The sequence below is a fragment of the Pseudomonas sp. JZ114 genome (assembly GCF_051027705.1).
Taxonomy (GTDB): Bacteria; Pseudomonadota; Gammaproteobacteria; order Pseudomonadales; family Pseudomonadaceae; genus Chryseomonas; species Chryseomonas luteola.
Genome location: NZ_CP069257.1, coordinates 682,866 through 703,931 on the forward strand (window position 1 = coordinate 682,866; position 21,066 = coordinate 703,931).

Sequence of the window (21,066 nt, forward strand, 5' to 3'; positions counted from 1 at the left end):
AAGCACCGGCCGCTGCGCTAGATGTCGTATCATAAAAGGGCTTCGTCTAGTCAGCCTTGGCTGGAATGCTCGTGCGCAGCAGGCTTTACCTTTGTTGAGGATCTACCCTTGGCTTTACCCGGCAAGCCCACCCCCAAGGTTCGTCTACGCAGACGTCTTCTGACGCTTTCATTGGCAGGCATTGCGCCAATTGCGCTGATTGCCGGGCTTGGCCTGGTGGCCATCATTCATGAGCAGAAGTCGATAGCCGAGCAGCGGAGCCTTGAGGCCACGCGCCTGACAGCAACGGCAGTAGACGTTGAAATTAACCGCTCGCTGGACCTGCTACAAACCCTTTCGCAGTCTCCTTTTCTTGATGATGGCAACCTCGACAGCTATCAGGAATTGGTCCGCCGTGTCGTCCCGCTGGTGCCTGGTTGGAAAACCGTCATTATTGCCACACCGGATGGTCAGGTACTGAGAAGGATTACCGCCCATCATGTGAGTGCAGACGGCCCGTTGGCAGAACCGGAAAGTTTTATGCAGGTCGTAAGCACTCTCAAACCTGCGATCGGCCAGTTGGCGGCAGGCCCCTCAGGCACATTGGCCATCCCCCTGCGTATGCCGGTCATGCGCAATGGCAAGCTGGTTTATGTCTTAACGGCGGTGCTCAAGCCTGAGGTGATCTCTAACGTTATCAACCTTCGACGTCTGCCCAGCGATTGGGTCGCCACCGTAGTCGATGCCAATGGGCGCCGCATTGCGCGTACGCGCGACCATGAGAAAACCTTGGGCAAACCTGCTGCCCCTTCACTGATGGCAATGGTCAAGCAGAACACAAACGAAGGCAGCGGGCTGACACAGACGGTAGAAGGTATAAGGGTATATTCCGCCTATGTGCATTTGAAGCAGAGCGGATGGTTTGTCGCAACGGGCATTCCCGCACACGATATTGCCAAGGGGGCCCTCAAGGCGTTTGCCATTTATGGTGGAGGCCTTCTGTTGTCCCTGATTGTCGCGCTGTTGGCCACACGATATGCCTCGCGCCGCATCAATGACCCGATGCGCGCCTTGCGGCATGCTGCATTGGCCATGGGTCAGAACCAGGCACCTCATCTACCGGAAACCGAGATTCGAGAGATCGATGACGTGGCCCAGGCGCTGATCACATCGGCGACGGCACGCCAGGAGAGCGAGCACCAACGTGACCTTTTAGTATCACGCCTGCAAAAAGCCCAGACGGCTCTCTCACAGCAAGTCGAAGATTTGGAAGGACTCTATGCGCTCAGTCAAAGCCTGCTGCAGTTATCGTCGCTGTACGACCAGTTAAGTGCGATTCTGAACTTGGTCTGCGAGCTGCTGAACGCACCTGGAGGGTTCATCGGTTTGGAAGGTACAGCACCAGCGCCCGATCGGCTGGTCAGCAAAGGAATATCAAATGCTGCCCTACCGGTGTCATGTCTCCATGATCAGGTGCAGGGCAACCTGGTAGAGCACTCAAGCCGGCTGCGCGCTGAGGGTTTCAGAACGCATCACGATGTAACGATACGGCGTGATGGTCAGGACACACTGGGCTGGCTAACGGTGCTGTTCAGAGAGACCCATGAGCTTTCACCACGGGAGATTCGGCTGGTCGAGATCTGCGCAGCGACAGCTGCCCTCTTTATAGATCGCGCCAGCCAACAGGAAAAAGCCCGGCGCTCCGAACAGCAACTTCACGTAGCGCTTAACTCTTCAGCTATTCCCTTCGCCATTCTCTCTCCTGCTACAGAGGCACAAACATCGGCTGAAGACTTCACCCTGGTCTATATCAATGACGCTGGGGCGACGGCCCTACGCTCCCGTGCAGCGGCGCTTACAGACAAGCCCGTTAGCGGAGTGCTGTCTGGTTGGGCGCAGGGCGACATCTATCATGCGATGCGTGAAACAATGATCAGCGGCGAGCCTAGATCGCTCGAGTCGCTGGTACAAACGAGCACCTGCAAGGGCTGGTTCCATATCGTAGCCACGCCGTTCCAGAACAATATTGCTGTCTGGTTTGCCGATATCAGTGAGCGCAAACTTCAGGAGCAGCAGCTTCGCGAGGCTGATCGCCAGAAAGACGAGTTCCTGGCGACATTGGCCCATGAATTGAGAAACCCGCTGGCGCCTATTCGTCAGGCAGTCAGCCTGCTGGAAACAGGTCAAATCAGCGAAGAGCACCGCCGGTGGAGCCAGGACGTCATCAAGCGTCAGGTGACCCATATGGGGATGCTACTGGACGATCTGCTTGATGTTTCCCGGATAACCCGCGGCAAGATCGAACTGCGTAAGCAGCCCACGCAGCTAGCCTCTGTGATACGTGCCGCCGTCGAAACGACTAAGCCTCTGTTCGAGACGAAGGGGCACACACTGACTGTAGAGCTCCCTTCAGACTCTGTCGCTCTGAATGTGGACCCGTTACGACTGGAACAGATTCTGATCAACCTGTTGAGCAACGCAGCCAAATATACGCCCCAGAAAGGTCGGATTACAGTTACCACAGCCCTTAGTGGCAACAAGGCACACATCACTGTTTCGGATAATGGGATTGGCATTGAGCATGACGCCCTGGCCTCCCTGTTCGAGATGTTTGTACAGGTTCCCAGATCCAGCGAAGAAACCAATAGCGGATTGGGTATTGGATTGGCACTGGCTCAATCCCTGGCTCAACTGCATGACGGCACGCTTACTGTTGCTAGTGAGGGCTCAGACAAGGGCGCCTGCTTCACCCTCAGCCTGCCTTATGATGAGACGCTGGAGGCACCGCACGACGTCGTCTCAGCGCCTGCCATCTCGACAGCGGCCCATCGCCGCATCGTAGTTGCCGATGACAACCCTGACATAGCGGAAACCATGGCCGAGCTACTGCGCCTGGAAGACCATGAGGTCTCATTAGCCTACAACGGCTTTCAGGCGCTGGAGCTGTTCAAAACGCTCAAGCCCGACGTGATGCTGCTGGATGTAGGTATGCCCGGCATGACGGGGCATCAGGTCGCTCAGGCTATTCGGGCATTGCCGGAGGGCAGACACACGCTGCTTATCGCGATCACGGGATGGGGACAGGATCAGGATAAGGAAAAGGCCCTACAGGCCGGCTTCGACTACCACTTTACCAAGCCAGTAAGCATTGCCGATATTTATGCCCTGCTCCAATAGCCAAACGTTATCTGGAAAGAACGCATGGCTCATAGCATGACACTTTCAAACCCTGCTCTGGAGCACCGGCGGGCCATATCGCATCGAAGAGGCAGACGCTCAGTGGCCTTGCTCTGGTTGTCATGAGGAAGACTGCATAGCGGGCGCCATCGCCGAAGCCTGGGGTGGCCTGTATTACCTGGAGCGGTTAGCGAAGGTACAGATACGTGCAATGAGCACAGGCAGGTAAGCTCTTTGCTCGCGTGGCCCTGCGATCATACGTAAGACCGCCGAGCAGATGCGCGAAGGCGACCTGGAAAGCGCTCGTCTGCACCGTGCCAGTATCAAACAGATGCTGGATCGTCATGAACCGGACTATGCAACGTAGCACCAGCAGAGGCCGGCTCCGGCGATGCAGATCGGAACACATCTACTGACGCACCGGGGACGGGTTCGGTACTATGCGGTACGCCACTCATTCACTTATCCCGAGAGCTACGGATGACATTGCCCACGCGACCCTATTCTGCTTTTCTTTTCGATATGGATGGCACGCTGCTGACCAGCATCGCCTCCGCTGAGCGTGCCTGGACGCAGTGGGCACTGGGTCATGGCCTTGACCCGGCCGACCTTATTGCCGTCATGCATGGCGTACGCGCCGTGGAAACCGTTCGCCGTTTTGCGCCACCCGGCGCGGACATTGAGGCAGAGACGCGGGCCATTACCGAGGCCGAGATAGCCGACACCTCGGATGTAAGGGAAATTGCGGGAGCGGCAGCCTTTCTTGCCAGCCTGCCGGAAGGCCGCTGGGCACTCGTGACCTCAGCCTCACGTCGTCTGGCTGAGGCACGCCTTGCCGCGGCGGGTATGGCGCTGCCTGCCGTCATCATTTCGTCTGAGGACGTGGAGCATGGCAAGCCCGCCCCTGACTGCTTCCTGGCAGGCGCCAAAGCCCTTGGGGTCGATATCAGTGAGTGTCTGGTATTTGAGGATACTCATGCAGGCATTACGGCGGCGCAGGCTGCTGGCGCCGATGTAGTGGTCATTACGGCCACTCACAAAACACCACTGGATGTCGCCCATCCTGGCCTTGCGCACTACGCGGACGTGCGTATTGAGCATGAGGCGGAAGGCCGGTTCCGGCTGGTTACGGCGAGCAATTGAAATAACAGGGCAGGCCTCCAGATGTCATTGTCAGGCCTACCCGTAACTGGCAGGCGCGCCGCAGCACAGGCTACGGCGCTTACCTCTTAGGGTGCCAGATAGCGTTCGTCGAGCCGTACTCGCACCTTGTGCGGACGATCCATTGCATTAGCGCCTGCACTTACGTTGTAACTCCCTGCATGGATATGCCAGCTGTTGAACCGCTCATCGAACCGGGCAACCAGACGCGGATCAACCGTCACTTTTACCCGCTTGGTATGCCCTGGCTTGAGCTCAACGCGATCCCAGCCTACCAGGCGACTCGTGAATCCGTTTTTCCTGGATGGGTTTTCGATATAGAACTGCGGCGTATCGATACCCTTAACCCGCCCACGGTTGGTGACGTCCATGCTCAGCACCAGCTTGCTGCCACGTGTTTCGGCATTGAGGTTACTGTATTTGAACTGGGTATAGGACAGTCCATAGCCGAACGGAAATAGCGGCTTCTTGCCCTCTCGCTCATACCATTTGTAGCCCACGTCAGCACCTTCAATGTTGTAGTTCTCTGAGAAAAACTCCTCAGGTACTACAAAGGGACTGGAGGTTGTAGTTGAAGGGTCACGCATGGTAGACCGTGGCAGTTGGCTTTCATCCTGGGGAAAGGTAACCGGCAAACGACCAGATGGGTTGACACTGCCAAACAGGACACCCGCAATGGCCTCACCGCCTTTGGCTCCGGAATACCAGGCCTCCAGTACTGCTGGCACTCGGTTGAGCCAAGGCATCTTTACGGGTCCGCCTGTCTCAAGCACAACGGTTGTTCTTGGGTTGGCCTTAGCAACCACCTCAATTAAGGCATCCTGATTATCAGGCAGGCTTAAATCAGGAACATCGACTCCCTCGGTTGCCCATTGCTGAGCGAAGACGATAACGGCATCTGCGCCTTTGGCCAGTCTGGCAGCCTGCTGAATATCCTCTCCGCTGTCATACACAACCTGGGCGCGCGGCGCTTCAGCCTGAATAGCCTTTAAAGGTGATGAGGGATGATAGACCTGGCTGACATAATCAGAACCCGCCGGCAGAACCAGGCTTCCGATGGGTGTCACCTGGGCAGAGCCGCCACCTGATAAAACACCGGCATCCGCATGGCTACCTATCACAACGATACGTCTTAACGTACGTGAGAGCGGTAACTGATTACGGTCGTTTTTCAGAAGTACGATACCCTGCTCTGCCGTCGCCTTGGCCACCTTGGCATGAGCCTTGAAGTTTATGTCGGTCAGCTTGGGCGGATGATCAACCGCGCCCACAGCAAACAGGCTGCGCACCACGCGCATGGCCATATCATCCAGCCGCTCCTGGGATACACGTCCTTCCTGCACAGCCTGCTTCAAAGGCTCGCCAAAGTAGATAACTGGGTCCAAATTTTCACCGGACTCCTGATCCAGTCCTGCAAGTGCTGCTTTCTCAGTACTGGCAGTAGCGCCCCAGTCGGACATGACCCAGCCCTTGTACTTCCAGTCACCCTTCAAGACCTGATTGATGAGAAAGGCATTTTCCGAGGTATAGGTGCCGTTGTATTGGTTATAGGAAGTCATCACCGAGCCCGGCTGACCTTTTTCGATAGCCAGCTCGAAGGCCAGGAGATCGGACTCACGTGCGGCCCCTTCCTTGATATCGGAGCTCACCGCCACGCGGCCCGTCTCCTGAGCGTTCAAGGCATAGTGCTTGATCGTCGAGACAACGTGCTTACTCTGTATCCCTTTGATGGAGTAGCCTCCCATGATGCCTGCCAGTAGAGGATCCTCTCCCACGTTCTCGAAGTTACGACCACTGCGGGGTTCCCGAACCAGATTGACGCCGCCAGCCAACATGACATTGATACCCTTGGCGTGAGCCTCGGTGCCGATAACCTTGCCACCTCGGTAAGCCAAATCAGGGTCAAACGTAGCAGCCAGCATCATGCTGGAAGGCAAGGCCGTGGCATTGTCGTTTGGGCGGATGTTTGAAGGATTGGCCACACCCATGCTGGCGTCACTTTCCTGCAACGCAGGGATGCCAAGGCGAGGAACCCCAGGAGCATAGCCTGCCGAGCCGACAGCTCCGTCTGGCTTGGGCGTATTGCCGATTGGAAACGGAAAGCCCACCTGGGTGTGCAAGAGCGAAATCTTTTCGTCGATCGTCATCGCCTTGACAGCAGCTTCGGCACGACGGTCTGCTGAATCTTTATGGTCAGTTGAGTGGGCCGCCCAACCATGCTCAACGTTAAATAAAGCAGCACCTACTATTGCAAGCGAAAAACAACTACGCAGGTTTGTTATTTTCATGTCTTATCCGAGCCGAGCGATTACCTTCTTATTGAATGTGCTTGGGATGTATCACTGCTCAAAGACCTATCCTAAACACGTTTGTCCGGAGCGTAATGAATGGGATATAGGGAATAGATGACGATGACGCCGAGCCCTCACTGATCCTTGAATTCAATCCTTCTTCTCTGTCCTTGATCGATACTCAACCGGTCGGCTCAGCTTACGTTTCTTTAACACACCGCTCTTCCGTCTAGAGGCTGAAAGGCCCTCCTCCTTCTAGCCGAGGAGAGCCGGCCGGCGTGACCAACCGGGAGACAAAGGACAGGATAACCAGGCGATCAAATCCATGATGCTGCTTATAACGCTCAGGCAATACAGGTGCGGTACCTTACAGAGGCTCAGCATCAACTACCGTAACGGCATGACAGGAATATTCTTAGCCGGGCCGTGTTCTTCGACGACTGCCGCGCCCGCATTCGATTCATCGCTGTCCAGGTCCACTAGATGCGAAGGCACTCCGCTAGCGGCGCCCCAGTAGTAGATGACCAGCGCAAACAAGGCTATGACTGCGATGTCGTAGGGATGGGTCAGCCAACCAGTGCCACCAAAGCTTCCCTGGTAGGAAAGGCCAATCATTCCAGCATAAAACGCAACCAACCAGGCCGCGCTCTTTATCTGCTGCTTCAGGCTTACGTCACGAGTCGGCGCCCACTTTCCACAGAACACATAGATCAGCGCCATTACCATTTGCAGCCCCAGCAGCCAGACTATGGTACTCCAGGCGGACCAGTAAACGATAAGCGCCGCAACCATGAATGAAACCGGCCCGATTACTCCGAACGCCCGGACCTTGAAAGGACGTGGCAAGTCAGGCGCGTTACGGCGTAAGGCTGCCACTGAAAGTGGTGCGATGGCATAGCTCAGAACCAGCGCTGCCGATACCACATTGATCATGGCCTCCCAGGAGGGAAACGGCAGTGTCCAGAGCAGCGATAGCCCGAATGTCAACCACAGCGCTGGTCGAGGAATGCCCGACTCGGTGTCGACCTTGGTAAAGAGCTTAAACAGTGTTCCGCTCTTGGCCCAAGCATAAACGACCCTGGGAGAGGCGTTCATATAGATATTTCCGCATCCAGTGGGTGAAATTACCGCATCACATACCACCAGAAAAGCCAGCCAGCCCATGCCAAGCAGAATCGCAATATCCCTGAAGGGAAGACTCATTTCCTGGCTGACCGCTTGCCATCCCTTGCTTAACAGTTCGGCAGGAACACTTCCCAGAAAGGCTATCTGCAACAAGACATAGATCAACGTAGAAAACAGAACCGATAGGATCAGTGCAATCGGTATGGTTTTCTGCGGATTATTCACTTCGCTTGCAACCGAGATGATCGGTGTCAGGCCCAGATAAGCAAAAATGATCCCACCTGCCGAAACCGCCATTTCAATCCCTGAAAGCCCAAAAGGCACAAACCCTTGTGCGCTAAAGTTCTCAGGTTTGAAAAACGCAAACAGCACCACGATTACCGCCAGCGGCACAAAGAACTTGAACACACTGATAAAGTTGTTCGCTCTTGCAAACGTCTTGACGCTTGAATAGTTGAGCTTGAAGAAGAGACATAATAACGCGAATTGAACCAGCCATCCGAGTAGTGTTGGACTACCCCCTTGCACCTGGGTGAGGCTGGGAAACCAGGCAGACGCATATTGGCGCGCAGCAACGACTTCGATGGCTACAAGGCTCGTGAAAGCAATCACCGTGATCGAGCCCATGAGGTACCCCATCAGCGGTCCGTGGGAATATACCGGATACCGGATGATCCCTCCGGTTCTTGGCAGAGCAGCACCCAGCTCACAATAGACAATGCCCAGCAGCAGCACAGCAAAGCCACCAATAAGCCAAGACAGAATTCCGGCCGGCCCTGCGATGGAGGACACGTGACTGGCCGCAAAGAGCCAGCCGGAGCCAAAGGTTCCGCCCAACCCTATGAGGGTCAGATCGACAAGTGACAGGTTCCGCTTGAATCTACCCTGAGAAGGCATAGTTATTACCCTTTATAAGTTTTATAGGCAGGTGTTGAAACGCAACGGTGTTATGGTTGCGAGGGCGGCCGATCCGCTGGCCGCTTAGAATCGAGTTATTCGAAAGGGCTTGAGGTTGAGGTCACAAGGCATACCCATCAGCCGCTGACTAAGCAACCGCCCCGTAATGGCAGCCTGGGTAAGACCCAAATGCTGGTTACCAAATGCAAACCCGAGATGGGCATGATCCGGATGTACATCGATGACCGGAAGCGAATCAGGAAGCGTAGGCCGCTTGCCCATCCACTCACTGGCCTGATTGATCAACTCGCTACGGTGTGGAAATAACTGACGAGCATGATGGCGTAATGTTTCGAATCGAGCCGGCTGGGCCGGCAAGGTCAGCCCGCCCAGCTCGCTGATACCGACAACTCTGAAACCGCTATTTAGCGGACTTAAAAACACCCGACGATCAACCGAACAGACTGGGCGATTCAGAAAAGTTTCAGAGCTTTGCACGCTCAGGTGATAGCCCCGTTCAGCCATCAGCGGGACGCTTATGCTTAGCGTTTTTAGCAGCTCACCGCTGCTTGCGCCGGCACAAAGGGCCACCTTGGAGAACATTCGGGTTTCCAGGCCAAGCTGAAGCTCGATACGGTGAGCATCAACTACCCGTATCGCAGCAACTGGCTGCTGCATAAACACGCCGCCTGCTGAGGTATAGGCCTCAAACAGCGCCGCACCCAACCAGGCGGGATCACGTACACGGTAGGCTTCGGGAAAATGCAGGGCATGGCTCATACGGCCCGCTAGATTAGGCTCCATATCGTCCAATTGCTGTCTCTCGATTAGCTCTACAGGCTGATCCCATGCCTGCAGGTGCTTAACCTCGCGGCGAGCAGCCGATAGGCCCGCAGCCGACTCCCAGGCCAGCAAATAGCCGCACCTCACCAACAAATCGGATTGCCCAATGGAGGAAAGGCACGCTTGCCAAGCCGGTACTGCCTGGCGATTCAAGTCGGCCAAGGCTGTTCGGGAAGCATTGACCATGGCGGGACCGGCTGCCCGAGTAAAACGTGCAAGCCAGGGCAAACTGGCAGGAAGGTTCACCTTGGGAATAACTAATGGCCCATGCCTGTCCAGCAGCAGACGTGGCGCACTTTTGAGTGTGCCCCAAGTGGATAATGGATCAATCGACTCCGTTGCAAGAAACCCGGCATTTCCCCAAGATGCGCCCTCACCCGGCCTGCCAGCATCTATTAACGTGACCTTACGGCCCTGCCGTTGCAGCGCTAGCGCCGTGCAAAGTCCAACCAGGCCAGCCCCAATAACCGCACAGCGCAACGAATCTAAAGCCTCCATGATGCGCCTACCTGTTTGCTGATGAACGTTCATAGGCCAGTATGGCGGCAGCCAAGTCCTCCACAGAGGCGCCGACAGACTTGAACAATGTCATTGCAGCATCAGGACTCTCCAGCGCAGCGCGCCCCTTGTGCTTACCGTTGCAGAGGTCGCTGAATTCGGCTTGAATGGACTGCGGTGTGATAACGCCTTGTTTGATGGGAGTGATCAAATCACCCGTTTCGGAAAGTGTACCTTCGCGCGTATCGACAAAAATTGCACAGCGGCGAACCACATCATCATCTGCCTCACGCATCTGAGGAGTAAAGCTGCCCACCAGATCCACATGCACCCCGGGGCTCAACCATTCGCCCTTGATCACAGGCTCATTAGCAAGCGTTGCACAACTAATGATGTCGGCGGCTACGGCAGCCTGCGCAAGTTCATCCGGCCGTACTGCTTGCGCTACTATTCCCTGCTGGATGAGTTCCTGGGCAAAACGCTCGGCAGAAACCTCGTTTCGATCGTAAATTCTGACCTGTTCGATCTGCCTTACCGAGAGATGGGCAGGAACAAGATAATGTCCCATACGCCCAGCCCCAACCATCAGCAGTGTTTTCGAGTCGGGCCGGGAAAGATACGTTGATGCCAGTGCCGAAGCTGCTGCGGTGCGGCGTGCCGTCAGTTCATTTCCGTCGAACTGACCTAGCGGGAGACCTGTCTTGCCACAGCTGAGCAGGTAATGACTACTCAAGCCCGGCTTGCCTCGAGCGTTGTTACCAGGAAAGACATTGACCTGCTTGACGCCCACATACTCACCTTCGATCCAGGCGGGCATCAGCAACAGCATGGCAGCAGGATCTCCAGGTACTTCGATACGGTGATGATGGCGCACCGGCGAGTGGGCCGTACGCGTGAAGATTCGGGAAAGGGCCTCGATAAGCGCAGGCCAAGGCAAGGCCTCAGCCAACTGTTTTGCGTCTAGATACATAGTAGGTACTCGACATCAAACGAGCCCCCAGCCTAGTATGCTAATGCAAGCCTATGTTGACCCAGATTATGACAGCCTTGTCTCAAACTATTAGGTTTACGCGCTGTGCAGACTTCCTTCCGAACTAATCTCATTGCGACCAGCCATGGCGTCCATACCCATAGCTATCCCCAGATACTGATTGGTCAACAAGGAGTTATGCATTGTGAGCTGCCTGCCAACAGCGGAGAGGTCGCGCGTGGCGCCATTGGCCTCTTGCCCTGCGATACCGAACACCGGTATCGCGGTGCCTCCGAGCGGTGCCAGTTGCTGGTAATCGACCTCAACGTCGAAGACGCCTTCATCAAGGCCTTTGAGGAGGCCTGCACGGTCTCTATCGAATCGCGACTGCTGAGCGAGCCTGCTCTACTGCCTCCAAGTCCGGGTGTGCTAAATCTGCTAAGCTGGACGGACTATCAGGTTCGCCACCTGAACAGCCATACCATGCCGGTACTTCAATATCAGTTGATCTCGGCTTTTCTAGGAGAATTGATACTACAGGGAGCATATACACCCGTTGCCTCTCTAAAATCAGGCAGGCTCGAAAAAGCCCGCCTTGATGATTATATAGATCATCATATGCATCGGCTTATAGAGAACGAAGAACTGGCCAACCTCTGCCATGTCAGCACAAGCCATCTGTATGTGTTGATCAAACAGCTCTCAGGCCTGAGCCCTCAGCAATACATAGCTGCCCGACGCATGCTCAAGGCACAACAGCTGATCAACGAACGAAAGTTTAATTTGATTACTATTGCTCACCGGGTGGGCTTCTCGGACGGCGCCAGTTTCAGCCGGGCCTTTCGCCGCCATTTTGGCCATGCTCCCAGCGCAGCGAATTAATGTAGCAAGAGGCTTTAAAACTGATCTGAGTCAAACATCCAATGTTAGCCAAGACTCCTACAATTAATCCGGCCTTTCCTGTGCGACAGACTTTTTCTGCTAAAGCGAGGCTATTTTGTAGGAAACAAAAAACCCGCCGAAGCGGGTTTTTGCTGACCGTGCTCGATATCCGTATCAAGCTGCCATCCTGGCTTGGTCATCATCCTTGACCTGACTGAGCGCGTCCTGCGCTCCATCCAATATGTGTAGATTAGGACATGACTTAGCTGAGTAATAGCGCTGCTTTTCCCACGCTTGTGTAAGCCTTTTGCTATAGATAAAGCAGCTTGGCCCTACACCAGACTTATGCCGACTAGAGCTCGCTGGCAAAGCGTTTGACTGCTCCCACGACCTGTTTTGCCCCCTCCTGAATCTCGACGATCGCCGTACCGGCTTGTGCAGCCAGATCCAGTCCCCGCGCGGCCTGTTCACGGCTGCTGGCCATGCCGCGTACGGCGGTTTCGGTCATTTTCTGATTCTGCTGCACGACGCCTACAATTTCTTCAGTCGCCGAGCTGGTACGCCCTGCCAGTTGTCGTACTTCATCAGCGACCACGGCAAAGCCTCGCCCCTGCTCGCCGGCACGAGCGGCTTCGATTGCGGCATTAAGCGCCAGCAGATTGGTTTGTGCAGCAATGCCGCCAATTGTCTGGACGATGGAGTTGATCAGCAGTGACTGCCGGTCTAGCGCTTCGATCCCCTCGGCAGCAGCCTGCATTTCAACCGAAATCTGCTGCATGGTTTCGACGGCATTATTCACGACCGCAGCGCCCCGCTGAGCGATGATGTCTGTTTGCCTGGAGATATCAAAGGCTATTCTGGCCGCTTCGCGCACCTCGGCCTCCCGAAGTACCTGATCCGTAATGACCGTTGCGAATTTCACGACCTTGTAAAGTCGGTTATGTGAGTCATAGACTGGGTTGTACGTAGCCTCGAGCCAGACTTCGGCACCGTGACTATCGACTCGCCTGAAGCGGCCGGCAACAAATTCGCCCCGGTTCAGCTTGGCCCAGAATGCCTCATACTCTGCAGAGGATGCTTCTTGCTGTGTGCAGAAAATGCGGTGGTGCTTACCTGCTATCTGCGGCTCTGAATACCCCATCGTCCTCAGAAACAAGTCGTTAGCCTTGATCACCGTACCGTCAAGGTTGAACTCAATGACTGCCGTAGAGCGCAGCAATGCGTTGATGAAGTGCTCGTTCTCCTTGGCTAGTTCGATGGTTTTGGTCACTTCCTTGCCAAAGCCCTGGATATAGGAAAGCTTATTCTCTTGGTCGCGGACAGGTTGCCAATGAATACTTAGCCAAGCGAGCGCGCCATCCTTGCGGATATAGCGATATTCGTCACTGACCGGGAGCCCTTTGGCAACGGCTGCACGAAAGTTGTGGAAGCATGGCAACGTCTTCACATAGGGAGGCACAATATCTGCCATTGGACGTCCTATCACCTGGTCAGCCGAGTAGCCCAGCGTCTGAAGAAATTTGCTGTTGGCACTCTGAATACGGAACTCAGGATCAAGGGTCAAGGCGACCATGGAATCGTTCATTCCGTTGATGATCTGACGTAACGCTGTCAGCTCTTCGGCCTGGACTTGCAAGTCCTTTTTCAAGCGAGCATTGAACATGATGCACCGGCTAAACCAAGAAAGGGGTCGATGGTTAACGGCAGGGCTGGAGTATTTCTTGAGTAGCCAAAGGCAACTTTTTTCTTAATATCCAAGGTACATCAAATCGCTCTAGCTGAATGCTTTCAGCATAGAACTCATGAGCAACGGCGGCTAACTTGGTTACCTGTTTACTTTGCTCAAATGTGTCTTTCAGGTATGTACATATATATGGGCTGGTATTATAGCTTGATAAGTCTATTGAATGCGCCGTTGTTGGACGAGGCCACAGCAAAGGCTCTATAAATCGCACCATTGTCAGCGTCCGATGCACAAGAGGTACGCCATGCAGATCGACAGGATCGACCACCTTGTTTTGACCGTTTGCAACCTTGAGCGGACCTGTGACTTCTATACTCGTGTGCTGGGCATGGACGTCATCACATTTGGCGAAGGACGTAAGGCCTTGGCGTTTGGCGAGCAGAAATTCAACCTGTATGAAGCGGGAAAGGAACTCGAGCCCAAAGCCGAGAGGCCGGCACCGGGTGCCGTCGACATTTGCCTGATTACCCGTATGCCTATTGAGGATGTCGTGACCCATCTGCATTCGACAGGCGTTACAGTGATTGACGGACCGGTACGGCGTACCGGTGCCACCGGAGCAATCGTCTCGGTTTATTTTCGAGACCCGGACGGTAACCTAATCAAGGTATCGAATTATTAGTTATCTTCAAAGGTAACTTTTACGAAAGCATCCTGACAGCGAATCGATATCGTCAAAATTCGATCAGCGGCCAGGAGCACTGCAAGGAGATCCGCTTTCGCTACACGGAAGTCTTGGCCGCGTACGCATCCATTACACGGGCTGAATACACCATAGCCGCACCCGCATTGATTGCTACCGCTACGCCCAGCGCTTCGGCAATTTCTTCTTTACTGGCGCCTTTCTTGATAGCGGCATCGGTATGGACCGTGATACAGCCATCGCATTGACGGGTGACGGCAACGGCCAGCGCAATCAACTCACGCGTCTTGGCATCTAGGTGATTGGTCTTGTTACCCGCCTCGCTCAAGAGCGAGTAACCGCGCACCGTATCAGGGCTCAGCTTGCCAATTTCGCCAATGGTGCTAACCAGTTGCTTCTGATAGGTGTTCCAGTCGTACATCATGGTGATTCTCCTGCTATCGGTTGGAGTGATATGTTCCCAGTGTTGAAAAGCAGTATCGGGAACGTCTGTGCCGATAGTAGGAGTGCTTCGAGCGGGTAAACACCGCCATGACGCGATAACACTTTCACTCGATTCGGGAAAATCTGGCGTCAGGCAATGCGTTTCGTATCGAGCGCGGAATAGGCCTGGATCAAATCTGCAAATCCCGACCTGAGCCACTCATACAGTAGCCTGACGCCAGGAGAGAATTGCTTGCGGTGCGGGCAAACCATATGCAGCGCACAACTCTCACCGGGAATCTCCGGCAGCAGGACCTCCAACCGCCCGGCCAATACGTCTGCACTGACATCCAGCCATGACTTGTAGATAATCCCTTCGCCCTCAAGTGCCCACCGGCGAACGATATCAGCATCATCACTCATCAGTGGGCCTTTGACGGCGATGGTTTCACGGCGACCGTTGACGTCGGGAAAGACCCAATTGTCATACACCCGACCATTGAGCATATAAAGCAGGCAAGGGTGCTCCGCCAGATCCTTGAGAGAGGCCGGCCGCCCGTGCCGCTCGAGGTAAGCAGGGGACGCGGCCAGCACCCGCCGATTCTCAGGCGCCAGTGGTAAGGCAATAAAGCTTGCGTCCTCCATCATCCCGTAGCGCAAGGCCACATCAACCGGATCGCGAAAGACATTCGCCACCTGATCGGACAGAAACAACCGAAGCGCAAGACGGGGATGCTCGTGGCGAAATGCCGTGAGTCTTGGCAGGAGCACGTTACGTCCCAGGTCTGAAGGTGCAGCCACCTGTATGACGCCCTCTAGAGCAGTGCTTTCCGGCTGAAGCCGCTCACGGCCTTCCCTGAGTGTACTGAGCACATCATTGGCATAGGGCAAGTACCGCTCCCCCTCCCCTGTCAGCCGGAGGCTGCGTGTTGAGCGCGCAAAGAGACGGATATCAAGCTCGCGTTCAAGACGCTGAATTGCAGCACTGACCTGCCCTGGCAGGAGATCCGCCTCTCTGGCCGCCGCCGAAAAACTGCCAAGCGCTGCCGTGCGAACAAACAAGGCCAGATCGTCGAAACGGATCATTTTCACTCCTCCTGAGAAAGTGCTGCTTGATTCTGCGGGTTTTTTTAGAGCTTGGCGACAGTGAAGATGCGGTCATGGCATGCAACGTCCCGATGCGAACGTAGCGACCCATCCCGTTATCCCGACACCACCTCAAGGAATTCTCATGCGCCGCTTACTCAATGAAGATACATCCGCCAAAGCCCAGTTCGAAAAAGACCGCGACACAGCCGAGAAGTGTACAGAGGCGAAGCCGTCATGCCATGACAAGAGCCCAACGCTGCCAACACTCGAAGCGGTAATAGAGCCGCCTTTCTGGATCACCAATGGTCTGCCTTGATCATCCACAAACCCATCCGGTTTCAGAATGGAGATATTCCATGCCCAACACTTCTCGTTTTTCCCTGGCCGCTACAGCGGCATTTGCGTTATCCGCACTGCTTGCTGGCTTTACCCCTCAGGCTCAGGCTGCTAGCAATCCCTTGATTGAGCCTCGTGTGCTGATTGTTGACCCGGCGGCACAAGCTGATGCAGCGGTCCAGGCAGCACGCCGATATGGCACTTTCTGGGCCACAGGTAACGAAGAGTTGGCCCGGGAGGCGCTTGCGCCTCAGTTCATGGATCGCACCCTGCCGCCAGGCAGAGCTCAAGGAGTAGAAGGGCCTCTGGCGGCCTCGAAGGCTTTTCGCGCCGCCGTACCGGATCTGGACTGTCAGATCGAGCAGATGATCGTGGCGGGTGACCGGGTTGTGGCGCATCTGCGTTTTACCGGTCATTTCAGCGGGCAATTCCAGGGTATTAAAGGCAAGGGACAGCCGATTGATTTTATCGCGACCGACATCTACCGCATCGCCAATGGCCGCATCCAGGAGAACTGGCACATCGAAGATAACCTGACTCTTTTGCAGCAACTGGGTGTAGTTGGAGCATAGCGGCTACACGCCAGACGTCATCTTTTTCCAGCCCCGGCTCCGTCAAGGCAACCGGGGCTTTATTTTTCCAGGGGGGATCCCTGGCGCGGCGTCAAAGCACTCATGCAGTATTGCTTTCCGCTTACTTCACTCCATTTTCACTGCGCCAGTGAAAGTCCTGCCCGTTTCGATGGCTGTTTGCTCCCGTCGTGAATCGCGATGATGGCTCCACGGTTAACGCCACTGTTCGTATGTTCACTTATGGAGTCCAGCATGAAAGCGATTGCCTATACCCAGCACGGCCTGTCCATCGATGATTCTCGCTCTCTGGTTGATATCGAGCTGCCCAAGCCAACCCCTGGTCCACACGATCTTCTGGTTGAGGTTCAAGCCGTTTCGGTGAACCCTGTCGACACCAAAGTCCGTAGTGGTTCGCCCACTGACACACCGCGTGTGCTTGGCTGGGATGCGGTAGGCATCGTACGTGAGGTGGGGTCAGAGGTGACACTCTTCCAACCGGGTGATGACGTTTACTATGCCGGCTCGATTACCCGCCCTGGCACCAACAGTGAGTTTCATCTGGTGGATGAGCGTATTGTAGGCCGTAAGCCCGCCTCGCTAGGCGCGGCCGATGCCGCTGCACTCCCTCTGACATCCATAACCGCCTGGGAATTGCTCTTTGATCGACTAGGCATTCTGGAGAATGGTGGCAAAGGCGAAAGTCTTCTGATAGTCGGCGCCGCAGGCGGGGTCGGCTCAATCCTGACGCAACTGGCCCGACAGCTCACCCAACTTACCGTTATCGGTACGGCTTCGCGCCCTGAAACCCAGGAATGGATCCGAGCGCTTGGCGCGCACCATGTGATTGACCATAGCCAGCCACTCACTGAAGAACTGGCTCGCATCGGTCTCAAGGAGGTCAGCCATGTTATCAGCCTGACTCATACCGATAGCCATTTCCCACACCTTATCGAAGTGCTTCGCCCACAAGGGCGCCTCGCGCTAATCGACGATCCCGATACGCTGGACGTAGTACCCATGAAGCGCAAATCCCTGTCATTGCACTGGGAGTTGATGTTTACCCGCCCGATGTTCGAAACATCCGACATGATCCGCCAGCATGAGCTGCTGAACCGGGTAGCGGAGCTTATCGACCAAGGCGTGCTGCGCTCTACGCTGGGAGAACATTTCGGCCGGATCAATGCGCAAAACCTGCGCCGTGCCCACGCCCTTATCGAGAGCGGGAAGGCCAAAGGCAAGCTTGTCCTGGAAGGCTTTTAGCCTCTGATAAGGAGTAGCCCCATGTCACGTATTGCTGCAGTCAGCACGACAACATCCCTGCTTCCGAAGGACATGCTCGACATCGTGTCCTTCTGGCGGCAGGCAGGTCATGAAACCTGTATGTTCTTGTGCGATGACCAAGCGCCTCTGGCACATATTGACCCTGTCGAATTCGACGCCCTGGTAGTGCTTGGTAGCAGCGATACGCTTTGCCCACTCGGTTACAACGAGTCGCTATGGAATAGCGTGCAAGGCTTCGATGCCATCAAGAAGACGGTTGCCGGCATAGGGACTGGGGCATTGGTACTGGCCCATGCCGGCCTGCTGGTTGGCAAGCGTGCCACCTGCAATCCAACACCCGCTGTGATCGCTGACCTCAAACTACACGGCGCCCTATACAGCAATGAATCACCTGTCGTGGCCGGCTGGATCGTAACAGCGACACGAGGGGGCACTCATTCTTTTGCCGAAGCCGTTTTGGATAACTTAGCCGCCGCTAAGGCACCCCGTTTTCATTTACAAGGAGCCACCCAATGAAGCATTTGATTCCCACCCTGCTGGCCGCAACCATTGCCGCCGTGAGTACATTGTCGTTTGCGGCAGCTCCTGCACCACAGGACCTGCCACATGAGACATCCATTGGCCAGCTGGAACCTGTGTTTGCGTTCTATGACGCCATGCCGACCGGCGTTACGGTTTCCGAGCAAGGCCGCCTCTTTGTCAATTTCCCACAATGGGGTGACAACGCGCCCTTCAGCGTTGGCGAAATACGCGACGGCAAGGTAGTCCCCTACCCTGATCAGGCCATCAATACGCCTGATCAGAAGGCACCCGCCAAGCACTTCATCAGCGTGCAAAGCGTTGTGGCGGACGGACAAGGACGCTTGTGGGTACTAGATACTGCTGCGCCGAAGTTCAGTGCTCCTCAACCTGGCGGCGCCAAACTGGTCGCGATCGACCTTAAGAGCAATAAGGTTGTGAAGACGCTGGTTTTCCCTGCCAACGTCATCCTGCCGAGTACGTATGTCAATGACATGCGCTTTGACTTCCGTAGCGGGAAGGAAGGTACGGTGTATGTCACCGACTCGTCTGTCAGCGGGCCGGGTGCCATCATTGTCATGGATATCGCCACCGGCAAGGCGACTCGCCGTCTTGATGGAGATATCTCGACCTCTGCCGACAAGCGTTTTATTCCTACCGTGGAAGGCGAAGCCATGCTGGCACGCGGCGCAGATGGAACCGCTAAACCGTTTGGTGTGGCATCCGATGGTATTGCCCTGTCGCCGGACGGTCAGACGCTCTACTTCAGCCCACTTTCGAGCCGCCACCTTTATGCAGTACCAACCCGTCTGTTACGGGACGAGCATGTGACTGAAGCACAGCTATCGGCTGCGGTACTGGATATGGGCGAGAAAGGCGCCTCCGATGGCCTTGAAGCCGATGCCAATGGCGCCGTCTATGCCAGTGACTACGAGCACAACGGTATTCGCAAACGGCTTGCCGACGGCACTTGGCAGACCATCGTCCACGATCCTCGTGCAATCTGGCCTGACACCCTGTCCATCGGGCCGGATGGCTATCTCTATTTCACGGCTAATCAGCTAAATCGCCAGGCTGGCTTTCATGGCGGCAAGGATCTGCGTACCAAGCCTTACAGCCTGTTCCGTGTGAAGATCAACGCCGCTCCGGCGCCAACCCGCTAATACGGGAGAGCTCATCATGCATAATCCGATTCGTATAGGTCATATTGGGCTGAGCTTTCATGCTGCCAGTGCCGCCGTGGTACAACGTATTGTTGAGCGTCATGGTTATCGCGTAGAGAGCGTAGCTGCTCCCCATGAAGCTATGTTCAAGCACTATGGCGCTGGAGAAGTGGACTTTTTGGTATCGGCCTGGCTACCGGCCAGTCATGGGGGCTATCTGGCTCCCTATGCCGAACAGACCCATACCCTGGGCGTTCTATATCAGCCGTACTGTATCTGGGGCGTGCCGGACTATGTGCCTGCCGAGGCGGTGGCAAGCATCGATGATCTAAAGCGACCTGACGTTGCGGCACATATGAGTCTGCTGATACAGGGCATCAATCCGGGAGCCGGTATCAGCCGCTTTTCGCGTGACATCATTGAGCAGTATGGCCTTGATCAAGTTGGCTATCACTTCGCCAACGGTACGCAAGCCCAATGTTTCGAGCGATTCGAGCAGGCCGTAGAGCATCGCGAATGGATCGTCGTCCCCCTCTGGCACCCTCAGTTCCTGCATTACCGCTACGCCATCCGAGCGCTACACGAACCACGCGGCCTTCTGGGTGGCCAGGATGACGCCACGCTGATTGTGCGCGAAGAAACGGCTGCCCATCTGGCGCCGGCACTGCTTGATGAGCTTTCTCAGCTCTCGCTGGGAAACGCCACAGTCAGCGAACTCGATTACTGGATCTGCCGGGAAGGGCTTTCGCCTCTGGAAGCGGCTGATCGCTGGCTGGCCCAATCTTTCACCTGACCTGAGAGAAGATACCTATGAATCTATCTACATTACTTAGTCAGCGGTACACCACCAAGGCGTTCGACCCTTCGCGAAAGATACCGCACGCCACGCTTGAAGAACTGCTTGGTTTGCTACGCCAGAGCCCTTCTTCCGTGAACTCACAGCCCTGGCATTTCGTGGTTGCCTCAACTGACGAAGGCAAGGCTCGCTTAGCCGTCTCGACACAAGACACGTTTGCCTACAACCAGCCCAAGGTGCTTAATGCGTCCCACGTCATAGTGCTCTGCACACGCACCGATATGACCGAAGAACATCTTGGCGCCATCCTGGAGCAGGAAGATATCGCTGGTCGCTTCCGGTCTGAAGAAGCCAAGGCCACACAGAACAAGAGCCGTCGTCATTACGTGAGTCTGCATCGCTACGACCAGAAGGATTTGCAGCATTGGATGGAAAAACAGACCTACCTGGCCTTGGGAACGCTATTGCTGGGTGCTGCCAGTCTGGGTGTCGACGCCACCCCCATGGAAGGTTTTGACTCTCGCAAGCTGGATGAAGAGCTCGGCCTTCGTGAACAGGGCTTCACGAGTCTGGTTCTGGTAAGCCTTGGCTATCGAGCCGATTCGGACTTCAACGCGAGTCTGCCCAAGTCACGCTTGCCAGCTGAGCGCCTCTTCACTTATGTATAAACGGGCCAG

The 21,066-nt window shown here is 55.4% G+C and carries 18 protein-coding genes and 2 pseudogenes; 12 read left to right on the forward strand and 8 right to left on the reverse strand.

Features of this window, described 5'->3' with window-relative positions:
• Window positions 1-108 precede the first annotated feature (108 nt).
• The 3 genes and pseudogenes from JQR90_RS22610 to JQR90_RS22620 all read left to right on the forward strand — a co-directional run bounded on the left by JQR90_RS22610 (window position 109) and on the right by JQR90_RS22620 (window position 4,299).
• Complete coding sequence (locus tag JQR90_RS22610) at window positions 109-3,156, forward strand: hybrid sensor histidine kinase/response regulator (protein ID WP_010798636.1); 3,048 nt, start codon at window positions 109-111, stop codon at window positions 3,154-3,156.
• A gap of 148 nt (window positions 3,157-3,304) precedes the next feature.
• Window positions 3,305-3,523: pseudogene (locus JQR90_RS22615) on the forward strand (aldolase); the annotation flags it as partial.
• A 113-nt stretch (window positions 3,524-3,636) separates the two neighbouring features.
• Entirely contained in the window at window positions 3,637-4,299 is a 663-nt protein-coding gene (locus tag JQR90_RS22620; protein WP_010798637.1) for an HAD-IA family hydrolase, read from the forward strand.
• Between the two features lie 86 nt (window positions 4,300-4,385).
• Here JQR90_RS22620 and JQR90_RS22625 read toward each other — a convergent pair whose 3' ends face one another.
• The 4 genes from JQR90_RS22625 to JQR90_RS22640 form a co-directional block, all read right to left on the reverse strand.
• A complete protein-coding gene (locus JQR90_RS22625; RefSeq protein ID WP_010798638.1) occupies window positions 4,386-6,605 on the reverse strand; it encodes a beta-glucosidase in 2,220 nt (739 codons plus the stop codon).
• Between the two features lie 390 nt (window positions 6,606-6,995).
• Window positions 6,996-8,630 carry an APC family permease gene (locus JQR90_RS22630; RefSeq protein WP_219653368.1) on the reverse strand — a complete coding sequence of 545 codons (1,635 nt, stop codon included), beginning with the start codon at window positions 8,628-8,630 and terminating at the stop codon, window positions 6,996-6,998.
• A gap of 84 nt (window positions 8,631-8,714) precedes the next feature.
• Window positions 8,715-9,971, reverse strand: a complete 1,257-nt coding sequence (locus JQR90_RS22635; protein ID WP_010798640.1) for an NAD(P)/FAD-dependent oxidoreductase — start codon at window positions 9,969-9,971, stop codon at window positions 8,715-8,717.
• 7 nt (window positions 9,972-9,978) lie between these two features.
• Window positions 9,979-10,941, reverse strand: coding sequence for an ornithine cyclodeaminase family protein (locus JQR90_RS22640; protein ID WP_010798641.1), 963 nt, complete (start codon window positions 10,939-10,941; stop codon window positions 9,979-9,981).
• Window positions 10,942-11,046: 105 nt separating this feature from the next.
• Between JQR90_RS22640 and JQR90_RS22645 the strand changes: the two genes are divergently transcribed.
• The gene (locus tag JQR90_RS22645; RefSeq protein ID WP_010798642.1) at window positions 11,047-11,823 is read left to right on the forward strand and encodes an AraC family transcriptional regulator; all 777 of its coding nucleotides are present in this window, start codon (window positions 11,047-11,049) and stop codon (window positions 11,821-11,823) included.
• A 352-nt stretch (window positions 11,824-12,175) separates the two neighbouring features.
• Here the strand turns inward: JQR90_RS22645 and JQR90_RS22650 are convergent, their stop codons facing one another.
• Both JQR90_RS22650 and JQR90_RS22655 read right to left on the reverse strand, forming a co-directional pair.
• Entirely contained in the window at window positions 12,176-12,697 is a 522-nt protein-coding gene (locus JQR90_RS22650; protein WP_371106397.1) for a methyl-accepting chemotaxis protein, read from the reverse strand.
• A gap of 18 nt (window positions 12,698-12,715) precedes the next feature.
• Window positions 12,716-13,486 (reverse strand): annotated as a pseudogene (locus tag JQR90_RS22655) (PAS domain-containing protein); the annotation flags it as partial.
• Window positions 13,487-13,811: 325 nt separating this feature from the next.
• Between JQR90_RS22655 and JQR90_RS22660 the strand changes: the two are divergent.
• Window positions 13,812-14,189: a VOC family protein gene (locus JQR90_RS22660; RefSeq protein ID WP_010798644.1), complete on the forward strand. Its 378-nt coding sequence runs from the start codon at window positions 13,812-13,814 to the stop codon at window positions 14,187-14,189.
• A gap of 100 nt (window positions 14,190-14,289) precedes the next feature.
• Here JQR90_RS22660 and JQR90_RS22665 read toward each other — a convergent pair whose 3' ends face one another.
• Entirely contained in the window at window positions 14,290-14,631 is a 342-nt protein-coding gene (locus JQR90_RS22665) for a carboxymuconolactone decarboxylase family protein (RefSeq protein WP_026003721.1), read from the reverse strand.
• Window positions 14,632-14,783: 152 nt separating this feature from the next.
• On the reverse strand, window positions 14,784-15,719 hold the full coding sequence (locus JQR90_RS22670; RefSeq protein ID WP_073450688.1) for a LysR family transcriptional regulator: 936 nt from the start codon (window positions 15,717-15,719) through the stop codon (window positions 14,784-14,786).
• A 145-nt stretch (window positions 15,720-15,864) separates the two neighbouring features.
• Between JQR90_RS22670 and JQR90_RS22675 the strand changes: the two genes are divergently transcribed.
• The 7 genes from JQR90_RS22675 (at window position 15,865) to JQR90_RS22705 (ending at window position 21,057) form a co-directional block, all read left to right on the forward strand.
• Window positions 15,865-16,038, forward strand: coding sequence for a hypothetical protein (locus JQR90_RS22675; protein WP_010798647.1), 174 nt, complete (start codon window positions 15,865-15,867; stop codon window positions 16,036-16,038).
• 40 nt (window positions 16,039-16,078) lie between these two features.
• The gene (locus tag JQR90_RS22680; RefSeq protein ID WP_010798648.1) at window positions 16,079-16,630 is read left to right on the forward strand and encodes an ester cyclase; all 552 of its coding nucleotides are present in this window, start codon (window positions 16,079-16,081) and stop codon (window positions 16,628-16,630) included.
• A 252-nt stretch (window positions 16,631-16,882) separates the two neighbouring features.
• Window positions 16,883-17,890: a zinc-binding alcohol dehydrogenase family protein gene (locus JQR90_RS22685; RefSeq protein WP_073450687.1), complete on the forward strand. Its 1,008-nt coding sequence runs from the start codon at window positions 16,883-16,885 to the stop codon at window positions 17,888-17,890.
• A gap of 21 nt (window positions 17,891-17,911) precedes the next feature.
• On the forward strand, window positions 17,912-18,427 hold the full coding sequence (locus JQR90_RS22690) for a DJ-1/PfpI family protein (RefSeq protein ID WP_010798650.1): 516 nt from the start codon (window positions 17,912-17,914) through the stop codon (window positions 18,425-18,427).
• Window positions 18,424-19,593: an L-dopachrome tautomerase-related protein gene (locus tag JQR90_RS22695; RefSeq protein ID WP_010798651.1), complete on the forward strand. Its 1,170-nt coding sequence runs from the start codon at window positions 18,424-18,426 to the stop codon at window positions 19,591-19,593. The genes JQR90_RS22690 and JQR90_RS22695 overlap by 4 nt, the downstream gene beginning before the upstream one ends.
• Window positions 19,594-19,609: 16 nt before the next feature.
• Window positions 19,610-20,386, forward strand: a complete 777-nt coding sequence (locus JQR90_RS22700; RefSeq protein ID WP_073450686.1) for a glycine betaine ABC transporter substrate-binding protein — start codon at window positions 19,610-19,612, stop codon at window positions 20,384-20,386.
• Between the two features lie 17 nt (window positions 20,387-20,403).
• Window positions 20,404-21,057, forward strand: coding sequence for an oxygen-insensitive NAD(P)H-dependent nitroreductase NfsB (locus JQR90_RS22705; protein WP_010798653.1), 654 nt, complete (start codon window positions 20,404-20,406; stop codon window positions 21,055-21,057).
• Window positions 21,058-21,066 lie beyond the last annotated feature (9 nt).

Excerpts from the sequence above, each read along its gene's own strand:
- JQR90_RS22620 (WP_010798637.1), top strand. The coding sequence starts at position 3,637 with ATGACATTGCCCACGCGACCCTATTCTGCTTTTCTTTTCGATATGGAT.
- JQR90_RS22625 (WP_010798638.1), bottom strand. The coding sequence starts at position 6,605 with ATGAAAATAACAAACCTGCGTAGTTGTTTTTCGCTTGCAATAGTAGGT.
- JQR90_RS22630 (WP_219653368.1), bottom strand. The coding sequence starts at position 8,630 with ATGCCTTCTCAGGGTAGATTCAAGCGGAACCTGTCACTTGTCGATCTG.
- JQR90_RS22635 (WP_010798640.1), bottom strand. The coding sequence starts at position 9,971 with ATGGAGGCTTTAGATTCGTTGCGCTGTGCGGTTATTGGGGCTGGCCTG.
- JQR90_RS22640 (WP_010798641.1), bottom strand. The coding sequence starts at position 10,941 with ATGTATCTAGACGCAAAACAGTTGGCTGAGGCCTTGCCTTGGCCTGCG.
- JQR90_RS22660 (WP_010798644.1), top strand. The coding sequence starts at position 13,812 with ATGCAGATCGACAGGATCGACCACCTTGTTTTGACCGTTTGCAACCTT.
- JQR90_RS22665 (WP_026003721.1), bottom strand. The coding sequence starts at position 14,631 with ATGTACGACTGGAACACCTATCAGAAGCAACTGGTTAGCACCATTGGC.
- JQR90_RS22670 (WP_073450688.1), bottom strand. The coding sequence starts at position 15,719 with ATGATCCGTTTCGACGATCTGGCCTTGTTTGTTCGCACGGCAGCGCTT.
- JQR90_RS22675 (WP_010798647.1), top strand. The coding sequence starts at position 15,865 with ATGCGCCGCTTACTCAATGAAGATACATCCGCCAAAGCCCAGTTCGAA.
- JQR90_RS22680 (WP_010798648.1), top strand. The coding sequence starts at position 16,079 with ATGCCCAACACTTCTCGTTTTTCCCTGGCCGCTACAGCGGCATTTGCG.
- JQR90_RS22685 (WP_073450687.1), top strand. The coding sequence starts at position 16,883 with ATGAAAGCGATTGCCTATACCCAGCACGGCCTGTCCATCGATGATTCT.
- JQR90_RS22690 (WP_010798650.1), top strand. The coding sequence starts at position 17,912 with ATGTCACGTATTGCTGCAGTCAGCACGACAACATCCCTGCTTCCGAAG.
- JQR90_RS22695 (WP_010798651.1), top strand. The coding sequence starts at position 18,424 with ATGAAGCATTTGATTCCCACCCTGCTGGCCGCAACCATTGCCGCCGTG.
- JQR90_RS22700 (WP_073450686.1), top strand. The coding sequence starts at position 19,610 with ATGCATAATCCGATTCGTATAGGTCATATTGGGCTGAGCTTTCATGCT.
- JQR90_RS22705 (WP_010798653.1), top strand. The coding sequence starts at position 20,404 with ATGAATCTATCTACATTACTTAGTCAGCGGTACACCACCAAGGCGTTC.